Origin of the sequence: Pseudomonas sp. D3-27, assembly GCF_051132165.1 — a bacterium.
Classification (GTDB): Bacteria; Pseudomonadota; Gammaproteobacteria; order Pseudomonadales; family Pseudomonadaceae; genus Aquipseudomonas.
Map to the genome: position 1 here is coordinate 1,210,213 of NZ_CP071667.1, position 22,629 is coordinate 1,232,841.

Annotated in this window: 20 protein-coding genes and 1 pseudogene; 11 read left to right on the forward strand and 10 right to left on the reverse strand. The window is 61.3% G+C overall.

All coding sequences use genetic code 11. The features are described from left to right. The first annotated feature begins 60 nt into the window (after positions 1 to 60). Both recJ and J3P92_RS05655 read left to right on the forward strand, forming a co-directional pair. Complete coding sequence (gene recJ / locus J3P92_RS05650) at positions 61 to 1,770, forward strand: single-stranded-DNA-specific exonuclease RecJ (RefSeq protein WP_434650080.1); 1,710 nt, start codon at positions 61 to 63, stop codon at positions 1,768 to 1,770. Positions 1,771 to 2,033: 263 nt separating this feature from the next. After that, on the forward strand, positions 2,034 to 3,140 hold the full coding sequence (locus J3P92_RS05655; protein WP_434650081.1) for an NADH:flavin oxidoreductase/NADH oxidase: 1,107 nt from the start codon (positions 2,034 to 2,036) through the stop codon (positions 3,138 to 3,140). Positions 3,141 to 3,216: 76 nt separating this feature from the next. Here J3P92_RS05655 and J3P92_RS05660 read toward each other — a convergent pair whose 3' ends face one another. Beyond that, entirely contained in the window at positions 3,217 to 4,842 is a 1,626-nt protein-coding gene (locus J3P92_RS05660) for a glucan biosynthesis protein D (RefSeq protein ID WP_420764191.1), read from the reverse strand. Positions 4,843 to 5,201: 359 nt separating this feature from the next. Between J3P92_RS05660 and J3P92_RS05665 the strand changes: the two genes are divergently transcribed. Continuing rightward, positions 5,202 to 5,387, forward strand: a complete 186-nt coding sequence (locus tag J3P92_RS05665; RefSeq protein ID WP_434562483.1) for a hypothetical protein — start codon at positions 5,202 to 5,204, stop codon at positions 5,385 to 5,387. Between the two features lie 45 nt (positions 5,388 to 5,432). On the opposite strand, the gene J3P92_RS05670 is transcribed toward J3P92_RS05665, so the two are convergent. From J3P92_RS05670 to J3P92_RS05710, 9 genes and pseudogenes are all read right to left on the reverse strand, one after another. Further along, the gene (locus J3P92_RS05670) at positions 5,433 to 5,732 is read right to left on the reverse strand and encodes a type II toxin-antitoxin system RelE/ParE family toxin (protein ID WP_434650082.1); all 300 of its coding nucleotides are present in this window, start codon (positions 5,730 to 5,732) and stop codon (positions 5,433 to 5,435) included. Next, a complete protein-coding gene (locus J3P92_RS05675) occupies positions 5,695 to 5,958 on the reverse strand; it encodes a CopG family ribbon-helix-helix protein (protein ID WP_420764194.1) in 264 nt (87 codons plus the stop codon). The genes J3P92_RS05670 and J3P92_RS05675 overlap by 38 nt, the downstream gene beginning before the upstream one ends. Positions 5,959 to 6,103: 145 nt before the next feature. Next, positions 6,104 to 7,528, reverse strand: a complete 1,425-nt coding sequence (locus tag J3P92_RS05680) for a gamma-aminobutyraldehyde dehydrogenase (RefSeq protein ID WP_434562487.1) — start codon at positions 7,526 to 7,528, stop codon at positions 6,104 to 6,106. Between the two features lie 146 nt (positions 7,529 to 7,674). Further along, positions 7,675 to 8,487, reverse strand: a complete 813-nt coding sequence (locus tag J3P92_RS05685; RefSeq protein WP_434650083.1) for an ABC transporter permease — start codon at positions 8,485 to 8,487, stop codon at positions 7,675 to 7,677. Next, the gene (locus J3P92_RS05690) at positions 8,477 to 9,424 is read right to left on the reverse strand and encodes an ABC transporter permease (RefSeq protein ID WP_420764197.1); all 948 of its coding nucleotides are present in this window, start codon (positions 9,422 to 9,424) and stop codon (positions 8,477 to 8,479) included. The genes J3P92_RS05685 and J3P92_RS05690 overlap by 11 nt, the downstream gene beginning before the upstream one ends. A 1-nt stretch (position 9,425) precedes the next feature. Further along, positions 9,426 to 10,462 (reverse strand): annotated as a pseudogene (locus tag J3P92_RS05695) (ABC transporter ATP-binding protein). 193 nt (positions 10,463 to 10,655) lie between these two features. Continuing rightward, the gene (gene ydcS / locus J3P92_RS05700; protein ID WP_420764199.1) at positions 10,656 to 11,807 is read right to left on the reverse strand and encodes a putative ABC transporter substrate-binding protein YdcS; all 1,152 of its coding nucleotides are present in this window, start codon (positions 11,805 to 11,807) and stop codon (positions 10,656 to 10,658) included. Positions 11,808 to 11,936: 129 nt separating this feature from the next. Further along, positions 11,937 to 13,394 (reverse strand): gamma-aminobutyraldehyde dehydrogenase, encoded by a 1,458-nt coding sequence (locus J3P92_RS05705; RefSeq protein WP_420764200.1) that lies wholly within the window; start codon positions 13,392 to 13,394, stop codon positions 11,937 to 11,939. 97 nt (positions 13,395 to 13,491) lie between these two features. Then, positions 13,492 to 14,406, reverse strand: a complete 915-nt coding sequence (locus tag J3P92_RS05710) for a LysR family transcriptional regulator (protein WP_420764201.1) — start codon at positions 14,404 to 14,406, stop codon at positions 13,492 to 13,494. 185 nt (positions 14,407 to 14,591) lie between these two features. Between J3P92_RS05710 and J3P92_RS05715 the strand changes: the two genes are divergently transcribed. From J3P92_RS05715 to J3P92_RS05750, 8 genes are all read left to right on the forward strand, one after another. Further along, a complete protein-coding gene (locus J3P92_RS05715; protein WP_434650084.1) occupies positions 14,592 to 15,302 on the forward strand; it encodes a tellurite resistance TerB family protein in 711 nt (236 codons plus the stop codon). A gap of 392 nt (positions 15,303 to 15,694) precedes the next feature. Then, positions 15,695 to 16,790 (forward strand): peptide chain release factor 2 gene (gene prfB, locus J3P92_RS05720; RefSeq protein WP_095963568.1). Its coding sequence is split into 2 segments (ribosomal slippage): positions 15,695 to 15,766 and positions 15,768 to 16,790, totalling 1,095 coding nucleotides; the frame shifts between segments, so codons are not numbered across the junction. Between the two features lie 107 nt (positions 16,791 to 16,897). After that, the gene (gene lysS / locus J3P92_RS05725) at positions 16,898 to 18,400 is read left to right on the forward strand and encodes a lysine--tRNA ligase (protein WP_434650085.1); all 1,503 of its coding nucleotides are present in this window, start codon (positions 16,898 to 16,900) and stop codon (positions 18,398 to 18,400) included. A 101-nt stretch (positions 18,401 to 18,501) separates the two neighbouring features. After that, positions 18,502 to 19,218, forward strand: a complete 717-nt coding sequence (locus J3P92_RS05730) for a TetR/AcrR family transcriptional regulator (protein ID WP_420764204.1) — start codon at positions 18,502 to 18,504, stop codon at positions 19,216 to 19,218. A gap of 147 nt (positions 19,219 to 19,365) precedes the next feature. Continuing rightward, the gene (locus J3P92_RS05735) at positions 19,366 to 19,920 is read left to right on the forward strand and encodes a hypothetical protein (RefSeq protein ID WP_434562495.1); all 555 of its coding nucleotides are present in this window, start codon (positions 19,366 to 19,368) and stop codon (positions 19,918 to 19,920) included. A gap of 37 nt (positions 19,921 to 19,957) precedes the next feature. Beyond that, a complete protein-coding gene (locus tag J3P92_RS05740) occupies positions 19,958 to 21,235 on the forward strand; it encodes a flavohemoglobin expression-modulating QEGLA motif protein (RefSeq protein WP_420764206.1) in 1,278 nt (425 codons plus the stop codon). A gap of 144 nt (positions 21,236 to 21,379) precedes the next feature. After that, a complete protein-coding gene (locus J3P92_RS05745; protein ID WP_434650086.1) occupies positions 21,380 to 22,285 on the forward strand; it encodes an alpha/beta hydrolase in 906 nt (301 codons plus the stop codon). Further along, positions 22,282 to 22,611: a hypothetical protein gene (locus J3P92_RS05750; protein ID WP_434609784.1), complete on the forward strand. Its 330-nt coding sequence runs from the start codon at positions 22,282 to 22,284 to the stop codon at positions 22,609 to 22,611. The genes J3P92_RS05745 and J3P92_RS05750 overlap by 4 nt, the downstream gene beginning before the upstream one ends. Positions 22,612 to 22,629: the final 18 nt, after the last annotated feature.

Consider the following 22,629-nt stretch of genomic DNA (forward strand, 5'->3'; position numbering starts at 1 on the left):
GCGGGAGCAAGCTCCCTCGCCACGGTCCAGGACCAAAAAGTAGAGAAATGTCCGTCCCCCATGCGCATAGAACCCCGCCAACTCCCCGACACCCTGCCGTTCCTTGGTGACCTGCCGCCCTTGTTGACTCGCCTCTATGCCGCTCGAGGCGTGCAATCGGCGGCTGAGCTGGACAAAAGCCTGGCGCGCCTGATTCCCTACCAGCAGCTCAAGGGGATCGATGCGGCGGTGGATCTGTTGGTGGCGGCGCTCGAGCAACGCCAGCGGATCCTGATTGTCGGCGACTTCGACGCCGACGGCGCGACGGCCAGTGCCGTGGGTGTGTTGGGCCTGCGGCTGCTGGGCGCGGCTCATGTCGATTACCTGGTGCCCAATCGCTTCGAATACGGCTATGGCTTGACGCCGGAGATCGTCGAAGTCGCCCTGACACGCGAGCCACAGTTACTGATCACCGTGGACAATGGCATTTCCAGCGTGGAAGGCGTGGCGGCGGCCAAGGCGGCGGGCCTGAAGGTGCTGGTTACCGATCACCACTTGCCTGGGTTGGAGTTGCCGCAGGCCGATGCAATCGTCAACCCGAACCAGCCGGGCTGCGAATTCCCAAGCAAGGCTTTGGCGGGCGTCGGGGTGATTTTTTATGTACTGATGGCGCTGCGGGCGCGCCTGCGCGGCCTGGGCTGGTATGCCAGCACGCCCCAGCCGAACATTGGTGAGTTGCTGGACCTGGTGGCGCTGGGCAGCGTGGCCGACGTGGTGCCCCTGGACGCCAACAACCGGATCCTGGTTCACCAGGGTCTGGAGCGTATTCGCGCTGGCCGCGCGCGTCCCGGGATCAAGGCCATCCTGGAAGTGGCCAAGCGCGATCCGTCGCGCGTCACCTCCACGGACCTGGGTTTCATCGTCGGTCCACGACTGAATGCGGCGGGACGCCTGGACGACATGAGCCTGGGCATCGAATGCCTGCTGACCGCCGACCCAACGCTGGCCCGTGAGATGGCGGCCCAGCTGGACGGCATGAACCAGGATCGCAAATCCATTGAGCAGGGCATGCAGCGTGAAGCCCTGGCTCAGCTCAAGGACCTGCCGGTGGAGTCGATGCCGTTCGGCTTGTGTCTGTTCGACCCGCAATGGCACCAAGGCGTGATCGGTATCCTCGCCTCGCGCATGAAGGAGCGTTATTTCCGTCCGACCATCGCTTTCGCCGATGCCGGCGACGGTCTTCTGAAGGGCTCCGGTCGTTCAGTGCCAGGCTTCCATATCCGCGATGCCCTGAGTGTCGTTGCGGCACAGCATCCAACCCTCATTAGCAAATACGGCGGCCACGCCATGGCGGCGGGGCTGACATTGCCCGAGGCGAATTTTCCGTTGTTCGCCGAGGCATTCGACGCTGAAGTACGTAGGCAACTGCGTGAGGAGGACCTGACTGGAAGACTGCTGTCGGACGGCACCCTGGCGGTCGAGGAATTCCATCTGGAACTGGCCCGGGCACTGCGCCATGCGGGACCGTGGGGCCAGCATTTCCCGGAGCCAGTGTTCCACGGTGTTTTCCAGTTGGTCGAGCAGCGAGTGGTGGGCGAACGTCACTTGAAGGTTGTTCTCAAAAGTGAGTGCGGCTCGCTGAAGCTCGATGGCATCGCCTTTGGCATCGACCGTGAGATCTGGCCGAACCCGACTGTGCGCTGGGTGGAACTGGCCTACAAGCTCGACCTCAACGAGTTTCGTGGCCAGGAAACGGTGCAACTGATGATCGCCCATATCGAGCCGCGATAGCAGAACCCAAGCGAAACCTGTGGCGAGGGAGCAAGCTCGCTTGCCACAAGACCCAGGCGAACAGCTTGGCCACCCAGGGTCGGTTTTTGGAATCGGAACCCTCCCTCCTTCGAAGTTGTCGACTAGTCTCTAAGCACTGCTTGATAGCCCTTGTGACGTCTTGTCGGATTTTTGCCCGCGGGGGCGGGTGTTGTACCTTTTTGTCACTCGTCGACTTTTCAAACAGAACCCTGGAGCCTGCCCACTGATTCGAGAGGTGCCCCATGAGTCTGCTGCTGGAACCCTATACCCTTCGCCAATTGACCCTTCCCAATCGCATCGCGGTTTCGCCGATGTGCCAATACTCGAGCGTCGATGGCCTGGCCAACGACTGGCACCTGGTACACCTTGGCAGTCGCGCCGTGGGCGGCGCCGGGCTGGTGTTCACCGAAGCCACCGCAGTCACCGCGGACGGCCGTATCACCGCCCAGGACCTTGGGTTGTGGAACGATGAGCAAATCCCGGCGCTGCAACGCATCACCCGTTTCATCACCGCCCAAGGGGCCGTCCCCGGCATCCAGCTGGCGCACGCAGGTCGCAAGGCAAGTACCTGGCGGCCCTGGTTGAGCAAGCATGGCAGCGTCAAGCCGGAGGACGGCGGCTGGGTGCCGGTCGGTCCTTCGCCAATCGCCTTCGACCCACAACACACCCAGCCGATGCAATTGGACGAGGGGCAGATCGCTGGCGTGATCCAGGCATTCGTGGACGCGGCCAAGCGTGCCCTGACCGCAGGCTTCAAGGTGGTCGAGGTCCATGCGGCCCACGGTTACCTGCTGCACCAGTTCCTGTCGCCCTTGAGCAACCAGCGCCGCGATCAATACGGCGGGTCGTTCGAAAACCGTATCCGGCTGGTGCTGCAAGTGACTGAAGCGGTGAGGGCGGTGTGGCCAGAAGAACTACCGGTGTTCGTTCGCGTCTCCGCCACCGACTGGGTCGAAGACGGTTGGAACCCGGACGAAACCGTGGAACTGGCGCGACGATTCAGGATGTTGGGGGTGGACTTGATTGACGTGTCGTCGGGCGGAACCGCCGCGAATGCGGAAATTCCCACCGGCCCGGGTTATCAGACCCGCTTCGCCGAGCGGGTACGCAAGGAGTCGGAAATTGCCACCGGCACCGTGGGCATGATTACCGAGCCGGCCCAGGCCGAGCACATCCTGCGCACCTGCCAGGCCGATATCATCTTCCTCGCCCGGGAATTGTTGCGCGATCCGTATTGGGCCTTGCATGCCGATGATGACTTGGGTGGGCGCAAGGCCACTTGGCCGGCGCAGTACCAGCGGGCGACGCATCGGGACCAGCCGATCCATGAGTCGGATCTGCGGGACTGAATTGGCGATGAAACAAAAAGCCCCGGTCATTGGCCGGGGCTTTTCGTTTTTTGTTTATCGGGTGTCCAGAGTTGGTTCAGGGATACTTACGCCGATCCGGCGCCGGCGGGAAATACTGGTACAGCCAGGTCTCGCTCAACGTGCGGTCCTTGGAACGCAGGAAGAGCCGCATCTCTACCGGGTCCACGCGATCGTCGGTCGGGTACCAGTCGAAAGTAATGCGGTAGCCCTTGATCGCGTCCAGTACCAACACGTTGAAGTCCTTGACCTCGCCGTGGGAGCAGGTCACGACCGGTTCGATACCGGTGCCCGGTGGCAACTGGTCGAGGCCACCGCCGGTGAAGTCCACGGCAAAGCGCCGCGCCCAGACGGTCGGGTAATGCTCGCCGGGTGCCCAGCCTTCGATGAAGCCGCCCATGCCGGAGCGGGTGGCATCGACACGCGCCAGGTCGGTGCTCACGGGTGGCAAGGCACTCCAGTAGAGCTTGTAGCCGTAATTCAGCGAATCACCGGCGGCGACGGGTTTTTTCGGGGTCCAGAACGCGACGATGTTATCCAGGGTTTCGCCGGTTGTAGGAATTTCCAACAGATCGACTGAGCCTTCTCCCCATGCGGTCGTAGGCTCGACCCACAGGCTCGGACGTTTGCTGTACCAATCCACGGTGTCCTGGTAGCTGTCGAAGTCATGGTCGGTCTGCACCAGCCCGAAGCCTTTCGGATTCTTGTCGGCGAACGCGTTGAATTGCAGGGTGGCGGGGTTGTTCAGCGGGCGGCAGACCCATTCGCCGTTGCCGCGCCACATGGCCAGCCGGTCGGAGTCGTGGATTTGCGGGTGAATGGTGTCGCACATGCGCCGCTCGACCGTGCCGCAGCTGAACATACTGGTCATCGGCGCGATGCCCAGTTGCTCAATGGCGGTACGGGCATGGATGTGCGCATCGATTTCCATGACGACCCGGGTCGGCTGGCAATCGATATCGAAACGATAGGCGCCGGTGGCGCTGGGCGAGTCGAGCAGGGCGTAGACCACGAAACGGGTGCTGTTCTTGTCCGGGGTTTCGAACCAGAACTTGGTGAAATCCGGAAACTCCTCGCGCTTCTTCGCATAGGTGTCGATGGCCAGGCCCCGGGCCGACAGCCCGTACTGGCCGCTGGCATCGACGGCGCGGAAATAGCTGGCCCCCAGGAATGAAACGATGTCGTGCCGGTCCAGCTCCGGTGCCTTGAACACCCGGAAACCCGCGAAGCCCAGGTCACCGGTCAATTGCGAGGTATTGACCGTGGTCTTTTCGTAGTTGAACAGCTCCGGGCGGAAATGCACCTCACGGGCCATACGCGTCTTCGGGTCGACGCTGTACATGCGAACCGGTTGCTTGAAACCCATGCCGACATGGAAGAACTGCGCGTCCAATTGCCCGTCCAGCTCATTCCACAGGGAGTGGTTGGCGTCGTACCGGATGGCATTGAACTGCAGCGGCGACATCTGGGCCAGGGTCGGTGGCAGGACTTGCTTGGTGTCGACGTAGCGGCTCTCGGCCAGCCGCCGGGCCTGATCCTTCAGCCCTTTGAAATCGAAGGGACGGGCTTCGCCGTCGGCGGTCTGGTCAGCGGCCCAGGCGCGTGCGGCCATGAGTCCCGACGCCGATAGCCCGGTGTAGGCGGCGAAGGCCATGGAGGCCTTGAGCAAATTCCTGCGGTGCATAAATACAACCTTAATCAAAGCAATCCCGAGCCGATCCTGGCAACAGAGATTGAAAAAGGAGTTCGGACATGCCTTTGGCCAAACGCGACGAACGTAAGAACAGATACCTGAGAGCTGGATCGGTTCACCGAGGCGCAAAATCATAGGGGAAATGCGAGCTTGGAGAGACAGGAAAGCGTGACCTGGTCAAAATTTCTTACAGTTATTTCCTTTTTTATGAACATTTTGGGTTTTTTTGACTAATTACTCTAAAACTCCCTTTTCACCCGATGAATCCTCCCTATTCTTGAGTGTGAAGGACGATGTAACCGGTTCACCGGGCGCTATCAGGTCAACTCGACGTAACAGAAGGACAAGTCATGACGAAAATACAGGGCCTTACCGAAATGCTGGGAGTCTTCCCGGGCCTGATCAACGCGCGCAAGAAACGCCGGCTCAGCCGGGAAGAATTGAGATTGGTCGAACGGTACCGGGAGCTGTCGGAAAGCGACCGGATCGCCATGCGCTACCTGCTGGATGCGATGCGCAGTGTTTCGCGGTTTTGAATACCCATGGAGATCGGCGGCTGGGTCGGGAGGTGTTAGTCGGCGTTACTGCTCTGACCAGTCCGGGGGGGGCTCGGTGCGCTGGTGCAATACTCGCAGGACCTGCAGTTGCCCATGCAAGAGTCGGTAAGGGGCAAAAAACGGATAGCGCGTCAGCACCAGCTCTCGGATATCGGGAGCAGGTGAGGGACGACCCGAGCCAGGAAAACGCTGCAGTTGCTGCAACGTTCCAAGGATCGTGAGGACGACCTCATCAGCATCGTCCGGGCCGATAGCGTGGGAGTAATATTCATGGATCGAGTCGAGGTCACTCTGTGCTTTGTCGGTCAGTACGATGCTCGGCACGCTTTGCCCACTTAGCCTTCACGGCGTCCAGGTCGGTCAGATGTCCAGCATCGGCATCCGCCATGCCTTCGCTGATCGCTTGCAGATGCCACGATTCGGCTTCCACATATCGAACCAATGCACGCTTGAGGTGATATTGACGGTCGCGGTCGGTGGCGGCAGCCAGCAAGTCCAATTGCTGGGCCAGACCTTCCTCGACACGAAAGGACAAAACGGGCGAGGCCATGGTTCATCTCCTGGATGTATACATTGTAGACACCCTAGGCGCTGCCAGAATCTCCGTCAACCGGCGGCGTGCACCGATCGACGAAAACCTTAGCAGGACGAACGCGGGGCAGGCATGGGCATGTGTTGCCAACGTTGTCTTTACATCAGTGCTTGAACATCACATGCCGCACCACTGTGTAATCCTCCAACCCATACATGGACATGTCCTTGCCGTAGCCAGAACGTTTCTGACCGCCATGGGGCATTTCGCTGACCAGCATGAAGTGGGTATTCACCCAGGTGCAGCCGTATTGCAGCCGCGCCGAGAGGCGATGGGCGCGGCCGATGTCGGTGGTCCATACCGATGAGGCCAGTCCGTAGTCCGAATCGTTGGCCCAGGCCAACACTTGCGCTTCATCAAGGAACGGCGTGACGGACACCACCGGGCCGAAGACTTCGCGGCGGACGATTTCGTCATCCTGCTGGGCATCGGCTAGCACTGTCGGTTCGAAAAAGAAACCGTTGCCTTCTACCGCCTTGCCCCCGGTGACCAGGCGGATGTGGGGCTGGGCAATGGCTCGCTCGACGAAGGCGGCCACTCGGTCACGATGCTGGGCAGTGATCAGCGGCCCCATCTCGGTGTCGGGCTCGTTCTGCAGACCGTACTTGATGCTGGCGACGGCGGCGCCGAGTTTCTCGACAAACTTGTCGTAGATGCCTTGCTGGGCGTAGATGCGGCAAGCGGCGGTGCAATCCTGGCCAGCGTTATAGAAGCCGAAGGTGCGGATGCCTTCCACCGCAGCGTCGATGTCGGCATCATCGAAAATGATCACCGGGGCCTTGCCGCCCAACTCCATGTGCATGCGTTTGACGCTGTCGGCGGTACTGGAAATGATGTTCGAGCCAGTGGCGATGGAGCCTGTGAGGGATACCATGCGCACTTTCGGGTGGGTGACCAGCGGGTTGCCCACGGTTTGCCCGCGGCCGAAGATCACGTTGAGCACGCCCGCCGGAAATATCTCTGATGCCAATTCCGCCATGCGCAACGCTGTCAGCGGCGTCTGCTCCGACGGCTTGAGCACCACCGTGTTGCCGGCGGCCAGGGCGGGGGCGATTTTCCAGGCAACCATCATCAACGGGTAATTCCACGGTGCGATGGACGCGATGACGCCCACCGGGTCGCGACGGATCATCGAGGTGTGGCCCGGCAGGTATTCGCCGCCCGCCGAGCCGTTCATGCAGCGACTGGCGCCGGCAAAGAAGCGGAACACGTCGGCGATTGCCGGGATTTCGTCGTTCAGCGCGGCGTTGAACGGTTTGCCGCAGTTATCCGATTCCAGTTTCGCCAGTTCCTCGCCATGGGTCTCGATGGCGTCCGCCAGCTTGAGCAGCAACAGGGAACGGTCCTTGGGCGGCACCTGCGACCAGGATTCGAAGGCGTTATCGGCAGCGCGGACCGCGGCATCGACCTGGGCCTCGCTGGCTTCGTTGATTTCCACCAGCACCCGGCCCAGGGCCGGATTGAAAACGGCCTGGCCAGGGCCCTCGCCGTTGACGAGGTGGCCGTTGATAAGCAGTTTGGTTTGCATGTCCATGTCCTCTTGAACGTTAGTGCTTTTCTGTGGGAGCGAGCCTGCTCGCGAAGGCGTCCTTGCAGCCGACATCTGTGTTGAGCGCTGGTCAGTCATCGCGAGCAGGCTCGCTCCCACAGGGGATATTCATCTTGGCGGCGAATCTATTTCCCACCGCTCCCCGCCACGCTTTCACCACCACGGGTCAGGTAATACGCGCCGAGGATCGGCAACATCGTGACCAACATCACCAGCATCGCCACCACATTGGTTACTGGGACGTCGCGAGGGCGGCTGAGCTGGTTGAGCAGCCAGAGCGGCAAGGTGCGCTCGTGGCCGGCGGTGAAGGTGGTGACGATGATTTCATCGAACGACAAGGCAAACGCCAGCATCCCTCCGGCCAGCAGGGCCGATCCAAGGTTGGGCAGGACGATGTAGCGAAAGGTCTGCCAGCCGTCGGCGCCCAGGTCCATCGAGGCTTCGATCAGACTATGGGACGTGCGGCGCAGGCGGGCGATGACGTTGTTGTAGACGATCACCACGCAGAAGGTTGCGTGGCCGACAATGATGGTGAGCATCCCCGGCTCGATGCCCAGGCTCTTGAAGGTCGCCAACAGCGCAATGCCGGTGATGATCCCCGGTAGGGCAATCGGCAGGATCAACATCAGGGAAATGCCTTGTTTGCCGAAGAAGTCCCGGCGATACAGCGCCGCCGAGGCCAGGGTGCCGAGCACCATGGCGATCAGCGTGGCGACAGCCGCCACTTGCAACGACAACTTGATCGCTTCCAGCACGTCCGGGCGCGAAAAGGCCACGCTAAACCATTTCAACGTCAGGCCCTTGGGCGGGAAGCTGAACGCGGCGTCTTCGGTGTTGAAGGCATAAAGGAAGATGATCAGGATCGGGAAGTGCAGGAACACCAGCCCGCCCCATGCCGCGATGCGCAGGCCCCATGACGCTCGAGAGTCAGAGTGCATCGAAAGCCCCCAGTCGCTTGACGATGGAAAGATAGATGGCGATCAGCACGATGGGCACCAGCGTGAATGCCGCGGCCATGGGCATGTTGCCGATGGCGCCTTGCTGGGCGTAGACCATGCTGCCGACGAAGTAGCCCGGCGGGCCCACCAGTTGCGGCACGATGAAATCCCCCAGGGTCAGCGAGAAGGTGAAGATCGAGCCGGCCGCGATGCCTGGGACCGACAGCGGCAGGATCACTTGCATGAATGTCTGGTGTGGGCGGGCGCCCAGGTCCGCCGAGGCCTGCAGCAGCGACGGCGGCAGGCGTTCGAGGGATGCCTGGATCGGCAGGATCATGAACGGCAGCCAGATGTAGACGAACACCAGGAAGCGCCCCAAGTGCGATGTGGACAACGTGCTGCCGCCCACGCCGGGAATCTCCAGCGCCCATTGCAGCAGCGGCCCCAGGCCCAGGTGCTGGACGAACCATTGCGCCACGCCGCCTTTGGCCAGCAACAGCGTCCAGGCATAAGCCTTGACGATATAGCTGGCCCACATCGGCAGCATCACCGCGATGTAGAAGAACGCCTTGGTCTTGCCGCTGGTGTGGCGCGCCATGTAATAGGCAATCGGGAACGCAACCAGGGCGCTCGCGATGGACACGGCAATCGCCATGGTCAGGGTGCGAGCGATGATGTCGAAATTCGATGGCTGAAACAGTGCTGAAAAATTCGCCAGGGTCAGGTCCGGCGTGACCGCCATGGTGAAGTCGTCGAAAGTGTAGAAGCCCTGCCAGAGCAGGGTCAGCAACGAACCCAGGTAGATCGCGCCGAACCAGATCAGCGGAGGCACCAGCAGCATCGACAGATACAGATTCGGTCGTCGGTACAGCAGATTCGAAAAGCGCCGCAACGCCGAGCCGTGCGTCGCTGTTTGAGTCATGGCCAGGGTGCTCATCTCAGACCTCGCTGCCGACGGTGTCGTGCAGGGCAACCATCGCCTCGCGGGCCCAGCGCACGGCCAGGTGCTGGCCGGCCTGATGCCGGGTGCCGTTGTCGCTCCACTGGGTGTTGGCCTGGCTGAGGCTCAGGGTCTGGCCGTTTTCCAGCTTCAATTCGTAGCGTGTCGCGCTGCCTTGGTACTGGATGTCATGGAGCAGGCCATTGACCTCTATTTCATGACTCGCCAGCGGTCCTTCGGCAAAACGCACGTGTTCCGGACGAATCGAGAACGGCTGTGGATAACCGCTCAGTTGTCGCGCCAGTTCGCCGCGGATCACGTTGGAGGTGCCGACGAATTCGGCAACGAAGGTAGTGGCCGGTTTCATGTACAGGTTGCGCGGCGTATCGACCTGTTCAATGCGGCCCTTGTTGAACACCGCCACGCGATCGGACATCGACAACGCTTCGGTCTGGTCATGAGTAACGAAAATGAAGGTGATGCCCAGCTGCCGTTGCAGCTTCTTCAGTTCGCCTTGCATCTGTTCACGCAGCTTCAAGTCGAGGGCGCCCAGCGGCTCGTCAGCAACAATACCCGTGGGCGATTGACCAACGCACGGGCCAGGGCGACACGCTGGCGCTGGCCGCCGGAAAGTTGCACCGGCTTGCGCTCGCCGTAGCCGCCCAGGGCTACCATCTCCAAGGCTTCGTCGGCGCGCTTGATGCGCTCGGCCTTGGCGACGCCTTTGACTTTCAAGCCATAGGCCACGTTGTCGCGCACATTCATATGGGGGAACAGGGCGTAGTCCTGGAAAACCGTATTCACGTCCCGCTGGTAGGGCGCAAGACCCACGGCTTCTTCACCGTGGATACGGATCGAACCGGCGCTGGGTTGCTCGAAGCCTGCAATCAGCCGCAGGCAGGTGGTCTTGCCGGAGCCGGAAGGGCCCAGCATGGAGAAGAACTCGCCGTCCTGGATGTCGATGGAGACCCGATCGACGGCCTTCACATCGCCGAACTGACGGGACACATGGGTGAACTGGACTGCAAGTGTCATGGTGCGGGGCTCCACAAAACGGGGCGCTATGAATATTGAAATGCAATCCCGTGGCGAGGGAGCTTGCTCCCGCTGGCGGGCGAAGCACGCCCAAAACCGACCGATGCGGTCTTGCCTGTTTCACCGCATCGGCTGGTTTTGGGATGGCTGCGCCAACAGCGGGAGCAAGCTCCCTCGCCACGGAGATAGTGCGTTAACGCCCACCCATGATCGCTATGTAATCCTGGGTCCAGCGGCTGTACGGTACGAACTTACCACCCTCGGCCTGGGGCGTTTTCCAGAAAGCGATCTTGTCGAACTGATCGAAACCGTTGGTTTTGCAACCTTCGGCGCCCAGCAGTTCGCTGCCTTTGCACGCCTCGGGCACGGCAGGCAAGGAGCCGAACCATGCGGCCACGTCACCCTGGACTTTCGGTTGCAGCGACCAATCCATCCACTTGTAGGCGCAGTTGGGGTGCTTGGCCTCGGCGTGCAGCATGGTGGTGTCGGCCCAGCCGGTGGCGCCTTCTTTGGGAATGGTCGAGGCGATTGGCTGTTTCTCGTTCATCAAACCGTTGACCTGATACGGCCAGGCGCCGGACGCCACCACGCCTTCGTTCTTGAAGTCGCTCATCTGCACGGTGGTGTCATGCCAGTAGCGGTGAATCAACGGTTGCTGGGCCCGTAGCAATTGGAGCACAGCCTTGTACTGGGTTTCGTCGAGCTGGTACGGGTCCTTGATACCCAGTTCAGGTTTGGCGGTCATGAGATAAAGCGCCGCGTCGGCGATGTAGATCGGGCCGTCGTAGGCTTGCACGCGCCCCTTGTTCGGCTTTCCGTCGGGCAGGTTCTGGGCTTCGAACAGCACGCTCCAACTGGTCGGTGCCTGCTTGAATACCTGGGTGTTGTACATCAACACGTTTGGGCCCCACTGGTAGGGCGTGCCGTAGGTCTGTTGATTGACCACATACCACGGCGCGTCTTTGAGGCGCGGGTCGAGGTTTTTCCAATTGGCGATCAGCGCGGTGTTGATCGGCTGCACGCGTTTGCCGGCAATCAGCCGCAACGAGGCATCGCCCGAAGCAGTGACGAGGTCATAGCCGCCCTTGCTCATCAGGCTGACCATTTCATCGGACGTGGCGGCGGTTTTCACGTTGACCTTGCAGCCGGTTTCCTTTTCGAAACCGGTGACCCAGTCATAGGCCTTGTCGCTTTCACCGCGTTCGATGTAGCCCGGCCAGGCGACGATATCCAATTGGCCTTCGCCGGCACCAATGGCCTTGAGCGGTTCGGCGGCCTGGACGCTGACGCTGGTCAGCAGCGCCGTGGTGATTGCACTGAGCAATACGGTCTTGTGCGCGTACATGGAAATCCCTCTTGCTTTAATTATGGTCGGGGCAGTTTTTTGAGAACGTGTCGCTGGTTATTGTTTTAGCTTAGCTGCAAGCCTTGAGCCGCAAGCTGCAAGGTAGCGAAGGGCTTGAAAGCTCGCAGCTCAAAGCTCCCGGCCATGCCGGGCCATGATATGGCGCACCACGCTGTAGTCCTGGAGCGAATCGCTGGACAGATCTTTCCCATAGCCCGAGCGTTTCAAGCCGCCGTGGGGCATCTCGCTGACCAGCATGAAATGGCTGTTGATCCAGGTGCAGCCGTATTGCAGCCGTGCCGCCACTTGCATCGCCTTGTCCAGGTTCTGGGTCCATACCGAGGAGGCCAGGCCATATTCCGAATCGTTGGCCCAGTCCACCGCTTGGCTGAGCTCGTCGAAGCGGGTCACGGTGACCACCGGGCCGAACACTTCCCGTTGGACGATCTCATCGCTTTGCTTGCAGCCGGCCAGCAGCGTCGGCTGATAGTAGAAACCGGCCCCGGAATGCACCGCCGCACCGGTGATGCGTTCGATGTGCGGCTGGCCAAGGGCTCGCTCGACAAAACTGGCGACACGGTCGCGCTGGCGCACGCTGATCAGCGGACCGATTTCATTGTCGGCGTCGCGCTTGCCGGCAAAGCGCAGGCTGCCGACCGCCGCGCCGAGTTCCGCCACCAGCCGGTCGTGGATACCGGCCTGGGCGTAGATCCGGCAGGCGGCGGTGCAATCCTGTCCGGCGTTGTAATAACCATAGGTGCGCACGCCCTCGATCACCGCTTGGAGATCGGCGTCGTCACAGACAATCACTGGGGCCTTGCCACCCAGTTCCAGATGCGTGCGCTTGAGGGTTTTCGCCGCCGCCTGAAGGATCTTCTGGCCGGTGACGATATCGCCGGTCAGCGAGACCATGCGCACCTTCGGATGGCTGACCAGATGGCTGCCGACGCCTTCGCCGCCACCGCAGATGATGTTGATGACGCCGGGCGGCAGGATCTCGGCCAGTATTGGCGCCAGGGCCAGGATCGACAGCGGCGTGTGCTCGGAAGGCTTGAACACCAAGGTATTGCCAGCGGCCAGGGCCGGGGCGATCTTCCAGGCCGCCATCATGATGGGGTAGTTCCACGGCGCGATGGAGGCCACCACGCCGATCGGGTCCCGGCGCACCATGCTCGTGTAGCCCGGCAGGTATTCACCGCTGAGCTGGCCGGTCTGGCAGCGCACCGCGCCGGCAAAGAAACGGAACACATCCACCGTGGCGCTCAAATCATCCTGGCGAGCCAGGTGCAAGGGCTTGCCGCAGTTCAAGGATTCGAGACGGGCCAGGTGATCGGCATTTTTTTCGATGGCGCTGGCGATTTCCAGCAGCAGGTTCGAGCGTTGTTGCGGCGTGGTACGTGACCAGCCGCCGAAGGCGTGATGAGCCGCGAGGATCGCGGCTTCGACCTGTTCGATACTGCCCTCGGCGATTTGCGCAACCACTTCACCCGTGGCCGGGTTGAGAATCGGCTCGACAAAACCCTCGCCGGCCGCCAATTCTCCGTTGATCAACAACGCGGTACACAACGGGGTTTGCGTGCCAGCCATGTTTTATTTCTCGAGTTGTCAGCAGTCTTGAGGATTCAGCAAGACTAGTGCGCACTCGCAAGGCCTACAAATTCGAAATACTCAACGCTGCGTTCTATTAAATCGATGGCTTGCGTCCGCCATGGGATTGTTCCCGAGCGACCGCCAGGAACGGGTCGACCGAGGCCGGGCGTGCAGTTCCCCGGCGCCAGGCCAGCCCGACATCCAGCGTCTGGTTGAGGTCGGCGATGGGGCGCGCCTCGATGATGTCGCCTTCCAGCGACCAGGGGCGGTAGGTCATGTCCGGCTGGATCGAAACACCCAGGCCGGCCGCCACCAGGCTGCGTACCGCTTCGGTCGAGGCTGTGCGGAGGGTGATTTGCGGTTGCAGGCCGGCGCCGCGCCACAGGCGTTGCGCGTTGCGGTCCATTTCATCGACGTTCAATTGGATCAGCTGTTCCCGGGCGACATCCGCCAGGTGGATGCTGTCGTTTTCAAGCAGCGGATGCTGCGCCGGCAACCACAAGCGATGGGGTGAGTGGGTCAGCACTTCGGTCTGCAGGGCGTGGCGGTCTTCCAGGTTGGAGAGGATCAGCACGCCGACATCGATCTCACCGCTGACCAGCAGATGTTCGATGTAGGGACGTTCGTCCTCCATAACCCGGATTGCCACATTGGGGTAGGCGCGCTGGAAACGGGTCAGGAGATCCGCCAGGTAGTAACCGGCGACCAGGCTGGTCACGCCGATGGTGATCTGGCCGGCCACCTGGTCGGTGCTTTGCTGCAGGCTACGCTTGGCGTTATCGACCGTGGCGAGAATCAGATGGGCCTGGCGCAGGAACTGGTGTCCCTGATGGGTCAGCGTCATGCCTTTCGCGTGGCGGTTGAACAGGCTGACGCCGATTTCCTCTTCCAGTTGCTGGATTGCCAGGGTCAAGGTCGATTGGGAGATAAATGCGGTCTGCGCGGCGGCGGAGATCGAGCCGGTCTCGGCCACTGCGATGAAATGACGGATCTGGCGCAGGGTCATCATGACGCATATCCTGAGATCGGATTTATCGAGACCTTGAAGTGTATATCGTTTTTATCGAATGTTGCCGGCGAGACTCTGGTTGCCCAGGCAACATCTCGAAGCAATGTGACCAAGGGTAGTAGGGCACTTTCGTTCTAGGCTGAGGGCCTTATGATCCGGTTAACCCGAATGCGTGGAGGCGGCAAATGAACACCCGTGGATTGCTCGATCAGTTACTCAAGTCCGGTCAGGAAATGTTGCAGAACAAGGGCGGCGGTTCGCAAGGCAAGCCATCCAGCGGCCTGGGCGGTTTGCTCGGCGGCTCCGGCAACCTGGGCGGCATGCTGTCCGGCGCGGGGGGCGGGGCGCTGGCGGCGAGCGCCATGGGCATGCTGCTGGGCAACAAGAAAGCCCGCAATTTTGGTGGCAAGGCGCTGGCTTATGGTGGCCTGGCTGCCCTGGGCGTGATTGCCTACAAGGCTTACGGCAATTGGCAGGCCCAACAGGGCAACGCGCCGAAAACCGAGCCGCAGACTCTGGACCGCGTGCCGGCGGCGCAAGTCGAGCAACACAGCCAGGCGATCCTCAAGGCTCTGGTCGCGGCGGCCAAGGCTGACGGCCATGTGGATGACCGCGAGCGGCAGTTGATCGAAGGCGAATTCACCAAGCTCGATAACGACCAGGAGCTTCAACACTGGCTGCATGCCGAGCTCAACAAACCGCTGGACCCCACCGACGTGGCACGTGCCGCAAGCACGCCGGAAATCGCCGCAGAGATGTACATCGCCAGTGTGATGTTGGTGGACGAAGAGAATTTCATGGAAAAGTCCTACCTCGACGAACTGGCGCGGCAGTTGAAGCTGGAGCCGGGGTTGAAGGCGGAACTGGAAAAGCAGGTGCGCCAGGCGGCTGCCTGATCTGTTCGTAGAGTAATTGGAAGAGTTGAAACTATACCTGTGGAGGGTTGCTGCGGGATCAGTCCCAGCCGTCGCTGCTGATCCTCCGACCTTCCGGCCGGCAATCGGGTGGGGGGTTAAATAGGTTTGCGGGGGAAAGATGCTTTTCGTGGCGAGGGAGCTTGATCGCGCTGGGTTGCGCAGCAGCCCTAAAATGGCTCCCTCGGTCAACCTGACACACCGAGCCAACTGGTTTCAGGGGCGCTGCGCGCCCCAGCGGGAGCAAGCTCCCTCGCCACAGGGGCCGTACGCGGAATCTCATTGCCCCTAAAGCCGCCGGGCGGGCTGCCGCTGGCGTTTGATTACGTTATACTCGCCGGCTTTCAAAAGTTCGCCAACGAGTGCTGCCCGCCATGGAAATCAACCCGATCCTGAACACTATCAAGGACCTGTCCGAGCGCTCCGAAACTATTCGGGGGTATCTTTGACTACGATCAAAAGCATGAGCGCCTGACCGAAGTCAATCGCGAGCTTGAAGATCCGAATGTCTGGAACAACCCTTCCTACGCCCAGGAACTGGGCCGCGAGCGTTCTGCGCTGGCGCAGATCGTCGAGACCCTGGACGAATTGTCCAGCGGCCTGGCCGATTGTCGCGACCTGCTGGACATGGCTGTCGAAGAGAACGACGAAGGCGCGGTCGGCGATGTCGTCGCCGAACTGACTCGCCTGGACGAGAACCTCGCCAAGCTGGAATTCCGTCGCATGTTCAGCGGCGAGATGGACATGAACAACGCCTACCTGGACATCCAGGCCGGTTCCGGCGGCACCGAAGCCCAGGACTGGGCCAACATCCTGCTGCGCATGTACCTGCGCTGGGCTGACAAACGCGGTTTCGACGCCACGATCATGGAACTGTCCGCCGGCGAAGTCGCCGGGATCAAGGGCGCCACCGTGCACATCAAGGGCGAATACGCCTTTGGTTGGCTGCGGACCGAGATCGGCGTGCACCGCCTGGTACGCAAGAGCCCGTTCGACTCCGGCAACCGGCGCCACACCTCGTTCTCAGCGGTATTCGTCTCTCCGGAAATCGATGACAACATCGAAATCGAGATCAACCCGGCCGACCTGCGCATCGACACCTACCGCTCCTCCGGTGCCGGTGGCCAGCACGTAAACACCACCGACTCGGCCGTGCGGATTACCCACGTACCGACCAACACGGTGGTGAGTTGCCAGAACGAACGTTCCCAGCACGCCAACAAAGACACCGCGATGAAGATGTTGCGGGCCCGCTTGTACGAGCAGGAAGTGCAGAAGCGCAACGCCGCGTCCCAGGCACTGGAAGACACCAAGTCCGACATCGGCTGGGGTCACCAGATCCGTTCGTACGTGCTCGACGCCTCGCGGATCAAGGACTTGCGTACCAGCATCGAACGCAGCGACTGCGACAAAGTGCTTGATGGCGACATCGATGAATACCTGATCGCCAGCCTCAAGCAAGGGCTGTAACGCGACACCCACGCGGTGGGCAGGCACGCTTGCACGCAAGCGAGGCCTGCCCGCAAACTCCGGCCCGGGGCCGGGGGCAACGAACCTGTGATGGAATCCTTAAAGACATGAGCGACCTAGAACTCGACCCGCAAGCCCTGCAACAGGAAGAAAACTCCCTGATCGCCCTGCGCAAGGAAAAGCTTGCTGCCGAGCGCGAGAAGGGCCAGGCCTTCCCCAACGACTTCCGCCGCGACGCGTATTGCGACGTCCTGCAGAAGAAGTACGCAGACAAGACCAAGGAAGAGCTGGCCGAGGCGGCGATTGCGGTCAAGGTTGCCGGTCGCATCATGCTCAACCGTGGTTCGTTCATGGTGATCCAGGACATGACCGGGCGCATTCAGGTCTACGTCAACCGCAAGACCCTGCCGGAAGAAACCCTGGCCGCCGTCAAGACCTGGGACCTGGGCGACATCATCGCCGCCGAAGGCACCCTGGCCCGCTCCGGCAAGGGCGACCTGTACGTCGAAATGACCAGCGTGCGCCTGCTGACCAAGTCCTTGCGCCCGCTGCCGGACAAGCACCACGGCCTGACCGACACCGAGCAACGTTACCGCCAGCGCTACGTCGACCTGATCGTCAACGAAGACGTGCGCCATACCTTCCGCGTGCGTTCGCAAGTCATCGCCCACATCCGCAGCTTCCTGATGAAGCGTGACTTCCTGGAAGTCGAGACGCCGATGCTCCAGACCATCCCTGGCGGTGCGGCGGCCAAGCCGTTCGAAACCCACCATAACGCCCTGGACATGGAAATGTTCCTGCGTATCGCCCCGGAGCTGTACCTCAAGCGCCTGGTGGTCGGCGGCTTCGAGAAAGTGTTCGAGATCAACCGCAACTTCCGTAACGAAGGCGTTTCGACCCGGCACAACCCCGAGTTCACCATGCTCGAGTTCTACCAGGCCTATGCTGACTACGAAGACAACATGGACCTGACCGAAGAACTGTTCCGCGAACTGGCGCAGTTGGTCCTGGGCAGCACCGATGTGCCATACGGCGACAAAGTGTTCCACTTCGGAGAGCCGTTCGTGCGCCTGTCGGTGTTCGATTCGATCCTCAAGTACAACCCTGAGATCACCGCCGCCGATCTGCAGGACATCGACAAGGCCCGTGCCATCGCTAAGAAGGCCGGCGCCAAGGTGCTTGGCTTCGAAGGCCTGGGCAAGCTGCAGGTGATGATTTTCGAAGAGCTGGTGGAGCACAAGCTGGAGCAGCCGCACTTCATCACCCAGTACCCGTTCGAAGTATCGCCGCTGGCCCGTCGCAACGACGAAGACCCAAGCGTGACCGACCGCTTCGAGCTGTTCATCGGTGGCCGGGAAATCGCCAACGCCTATTCCGAGCTCAATGACGCGGAAGACCAGGCCGAGCGCTTCATGGCCCAGGTAGCCGACAAGGACGCGGGCGACGACGAAGCCATGCACTACGACGCCGACTTCGTCCGCGCCTTGGAGTACGGCATGCCGCCGACCGCAGGTGAAGGCATCGGCATCGATCGCCTGGTGATGTTGCTGACCAACTCGCCGTCGATCCGGGATGTGATCCTCTTCCCGCACATGCGGCCCCAAGCGTAATGGTCTGAATCAAAAAGCCGCCTCGATGGGCGGCTTTTTATTGCCTGTCTGGTACAAACGTATCAATTGGTTACTTCTGAAATAGCGAGGAAACACCTGTCGTGAATCGTGCAATGGCTCCAGAAGGTGCAGCGGGCGTCGCCACTGCTGTCGCTGAAAGTGTTCAGTACCAGGGTCGCAAGGCCAGCCGACAGGGCAGTGAACAGCGCCGCCAGGACATTCTCGACGCGGCCATGCGCATCGTCGTGCGCGATGGCGTGCGGGCCGTGCGACACCGCGCGGTGGCCGCCGAAGCGGGCGTGCCGCTGTCGGCCACCACTTACTACTTCAAGGACATCGACGACCTGCTCACCGATACCTTCGCCCAGTACGTGGAGCGCAGCGCGGCGTTCATGGCCAAGCTGTGGACCAACAACGAGGGGCTGCTGCGTGAAATGGTCGCCTACGGGGACGGCAGCGCCGAGTCGCGCTCGCAATTGGCCGACGACATTGCGCGGATGACCGCTGATTATGTGCAGCATCAGTTGCAGAGTCGTCGCGACTATTTGATGGCCGAACAGGCCTTTCGCCAGGAAGCGCTGCTCAACCCACGCCTGGCGGAACTGGTTCGTTCTCATCAACGAATCCTGCTCCATGGCACCTGTCAGTTTTTCCAGGTGTTGGGCTCGCGCGAGCCGCAACAGGATGCCAAAGTGTTGACGGCGATTATCGGTCGGATGGAATATCAGGGCTTGCTCAATGGCGCCGAGCCTGTCGCTGAAGAAGACATGCTCGGCATCCTGACCCGCTACATGCACCTGGTACTGGCGTCGGTGTAGCCTTTTTTGGGTTACAACAGGTCCCCCGTGGCGAGGGAGCTCGCTCCCGCTGGGCTGCGCAGCGGCCCCCTTTGTGAGCGCTGCGCACTCAAGCGGGAGCAAGCTCCCTCGCCACAAGACAAAGCGCTGAAGCCATAGGGAGTTCCAATGAAAGCCTGGCATGCCGTTGTTCTGGCCGTGTCGTTGCTGCTGCTCAGTGGGTGCCTGGTGTCGTTCAAGGCGCCGTTGCCCGACAGCGAAGCCGCGCCCAAGGGCCTGCTCGGCCAATGGACCAGCACCAACGCCTGGGGCGAGCCGTTGAACCTGGAGCTGACGCAAGTCGGCAAGCACCGCTACCAGGCCATCAGCTACTTCAGGGCCAAGCCCCGGGAACGCGAAGCCATTCCCGTGACGGTCTCCCGACACGGCAGCCGCTGGTACCTGTCGGCCAAGGTGCCGGCCCGCTATGGCGGACATTTCGTCATTGCCGGTTTCGAACTGACCGACAAACAGGAACTGGTGGTCTACAACCTGGACATGGAACAGATCAACCAGGCCATCGGCCAGAAGCTCCTCAGTGGTCAGCCGAACCCAAGCGAAGAGGGCGATGGCGTGCTGGTGGACAGCGACATGGTCAAGGTGTTCAGCTACCTCGACGACCCAGCCAATTCCGACGTGTTCTCGGAAGCCGTGCGCTATCAGCGACTGGCCAAATCCCAATAACTGCTACAAGCGGACGTTTTTTTCACAGGAGTTCCGGGTGGACGATTACCAGCAGACGATACGCACCTTGTCCGATCGCATTGTGCTGGCGCAGACGCCGATTCGAATCCTCGACGCGGTGAAGTGGGACGAGAACATCCGCAAAGGTTTTCTCAAGACCAAGGGCAAGGAAATGCCCGCCGTGGACCGCGACTATTATCTCAACCGACCGCTGTCGTTCGATTCCAGCAAAGTGAAGCTGGAGTTTCAGAACATCGAGCGCGACATCACCCGCCAACTCGGGCAGTTCAACCCGGTTGGCCAGATCATGCGCCGCATGTGCAAGGAATACCGCATGGTGGTGCGCATGCTCGAAGCGCGCGGCACCGAGGACTTCGGGCTGATTTCCCAGGAGCTGTATGGCGCGGCGTCCGACGCCTTCCACGCCGGTGACCCGACCCTGGCCGACCTGGGGCTGATGCTGTCCGATTACCTGAACAACATCGATGGCCGTGGCGACCTGAAGGACGAGCCCAAGGTCCTCAGCGCCAAGGAAGCCGTGAGCCTGTTGCAGCATCGCCTCAACCGGGTGTTCGGCGAAGCCGAGGAAACCATCCGCGTGTTCGAGTCCGATGGGATCGTGGCCGACGCGGCAGCGGGCGCCGACTACATCAAGATCCGCACCGACGCGATGTTCAACGAGCGCGATGTGCGCGCCCTGGAGGTCCATGAAGGGCTGGTGCACGTCGGCACTACCCTCAACGGCCTGAACCAGCCGATCTGCACCTTCCTGTCCAAGGGCCCGCCCTCGTCGACAGTGACCCAGGAAGGCCTGGCGATCCTGATGGAGATCATCACCTTCGCGTCTTACCCGAGTCGCTTGCGCAAGCTCACCAACCGTACCCGCGCCATTCATATGGTGGAAGAGGGCGCCGATTTCCTGCAGGTCTACGAGTTCTTCCGTGAACAGGGCTTTGAAATGGCCGAAAGCTATGGCAACGCCAGTCGGGTTTTCCGTGGTTCGGTGCCGACCGGTCTGCCATTTACCAAAGACTTGTCCTACCTCAAGGGCTTCATCATGGTTTACAACTATATTCAGCTGGCCGTGCGCAAAGGCAAGCTGGAGCAGGTGCCGTTGCTGTTCTGCGGCAAGACCACCCTGGAGGACATGCGCACATTGCGCCAGTTGGTGGATGAAGGCCTGGTCGTACCGCCCAAGTACCTGCCCGACCAATTTCGCGACATGAACGCGCTGTCGGCCTGGATGTGCTTCTCCAACTTCTTGAACCACCTGAGCCTGGACCGGATCGAAGCGGATTATTCCAATATCCTTTAACCACACCAACAATCCCTGTGGGAGCGAGCTTGCTCGCGATAGCGACAGGACAGTCAATACAGCTGTGACTCACATACCGCTATCGCGAGCAAGCTCGCTCCCACAGGGGACTGCGTTCACTTCTGACTTGCGAGGCTTCACCGGATGCGAACCCTCGGCATCATTTGCCTGCTGCTGGCCCTGAGCGGTTGCAGCTCCCTGCTGTTCTACCCCGAACGCGGCCTGCCGTTTACCCCGGAACGGGCCAAGCTTGACTACCGCGACGTCACCCTGACCACCGCCGATGGGCTGAAGCTGCGGGGTTGGTGGCTGCCGGTGAAGCCGGGTGTAGAGGTCAAGGGCACGGTGCTGCATCTTCACGGCAACGGCGGCAACCTGGCCTGGCACCTCGGCGGGAGCTGGTGGTTGCCGGAGCAGGGTTATCAAGTCTTGATGGTCGATTACCGTGGCTATGGCGTTTCCGAAGGCGAGCCGAGCCTGCCGGCGATCTACCAGGACATCGACGCCGCGTTCAATTGGCTCGACCAGGCGCCCGAAGTGCGGGGCAAGCCGTTGGTGCTGCTCGGCCAGAGTCTCGGTGGCGCGCTGGCGGTGCATTACCTGGCCGAGCACCCGCAGCGCCAGCAGCAGCTCAAGGCCTTGGTGCTCGACGGCGTGCCCGCCAGTTATCGTGATGTAGGGCGTTTCGCTCTTGGCACCTCATGGCTGACCTGGCCACTCCAGGTGCCGCTGTCGTGGCTGGTGCCGGACGGCGACAGCGCCATCGGCTCGATCGCGCAATTGAACGGCGTACCGAAACTGATCTACCACAGCCTCGACGATCCGATCGTGCCCCTTTCCAACGGCATCCGCTTGTATCAAGCTGCGCCGCCGCCACGGGTGCTGCAACTGACCCGTGGCGGGCATGTGCAGACCTTCGCCGACCCAACCTGGCGAACCGTGATGCTGCGCTACCTCGACGACCCCCGGCACTTTGACGGCCTGCGCCGCCTGGGCGAAATTCCGAATTACCCGAAATCACCCGTTGAATCACCTGAGAATCCGCAATGAGCGAAGAACGTAACGCCATCCCCCTGATAATCACAGGTATCTGCAGCATCCTCGGCACCGTCGCGGCGCTCTGGTACTACGGCTACCTGCATTTCGCCAAGCCCGAGGATGCGTTGCTGCTCAACGAGTTCACCATGCTCAAGACCGTTCCGGGGGAGGACTACAAGGTTTCCCTGGAGCCGGCGCCGCAAGTGGCCCAGTGCATCGAGGGCGTGCTGGTGTTGTTCGACACCGAACAGAAAGGCCTGACCGGTGTGCTGATCAACGAGAAGAAGCGCGCGGTGCGGTGCATGGGGCAGGAGACCCCACAAAAACTTCAGCCTTAAGCGAGACCCCTGTGGGAG

Bases quoted from the DNA above. Each gene is read 5' to 3' on its own strand.
- recJ (WP_434650080.1), top strand. From the start codon at position 61: ATGCGCATAGAACCCCGCCAACTCCCCGACACCCTGCCGTTCCTTGGT.
- J3P92_RS05655 (WP_434650081.1), top strand. From the start codon at position 2,034: ATGAGTCTGCTGCTGGAACCCTATACCCTTCGCCAATTGACCCTTCCC.
- J3P92_RS05660 (WP_420764191.1), bottom strand. From the start codon at position 4,842: ATGCACCGCAGGAATTTGCTCAAGGCCTCCATGGCCTTCGCCGCCTAC.
- J3P92_RS05665 (WP_434562483.1), top strand. From the start codon at position 5,202: ATGACGAAAATACAGGGCCTTACCGAAATGCTGGGAGTCTTCCCGGGC.
- J3P92_RS05675 (WP_420764194.1), bottom strand. From the start codon at position 5,958: ATGGCCTCGCCCGTTTTGTCCTTTCGTGTCGAGGAAGGTCTGGCCCAG.
- J3P92_RS05680 (WP_434562487.1), bottom strand. From the start codon at position 7,528: ATGCAAACCAAACTGCTTATCAACGGCCACCTCGTCAACGGCGAGGGC.
- J3P92_RS05685 (WP_434650083.1), bottom strand. From the start codon at position 8,487: ATGCACTCTGACTCTCGAGCGTCATGGGGCCTGCGCATCGCGGCATGG.
- J3P92_RS05690 (WP_420764197.1), bottom strand. From the start codon at position 9,424: ATGAGCACCCTGGCCATGACTCAAACAGCGACGCACGGCTCGGCGTTG.
- ydcS (WP_420764199.1), bottom strand. From the start codon at position 11,807: ATGTACGCGCACAAGACCGTATTGCTCAGTGCAATCACCACGGCGCTG.
- J3P92_RS05705 (WP_420764200.1), bottom strand. From the start codon at position 13,394: ATGGCTGGCACGCAAACCCCGTTGTGTACCGCGTTGTTGATCAACGGA.
- J3P92_RS05710 (WP_420764201.1), bottom strand. From the start codon at position 14,406: ATGATGACCCTGCGCCAGATCCGTCATTTCATCGCAGTGGCCGAGACC.
- J3P92_RS05715 (WP_434650084.1), top strand. From the start codon at position 14,592: ATGAACACCCGTGGATTGCTCGATCAGTTACTCAAGTCCGGTCAGGAA.
- lysS (WP_434650085.1), top strand. From the start codon at position 16,898: ATGAGCGACCTAGAACTCGACCCGCAAGCCCTGCAACAGGAAGAAAAC.
- J3P92_RS05735 (WP_434562495.1), top strand. From the start codon at position 19,366: ATGAAAGCCTGGCATGCCGTTGTTCTGGCCGTGTCGTTGCTGCTGCTC.
- J3P92_RS05745 (WP_434650086.1), top strand. From the start codon at position 21,380: ATGCGAACCCTCGGCATCATTTGCCTGCTGCTGGCCCTGAGCGGTTGC.
- J3P92_RS05750 (WP_434609784.1), top strand. From the start codon at position 22,282: ATGAGCGAAGAACGTAACGCCATCCCCCTGATAATCACAGGTATCTGC.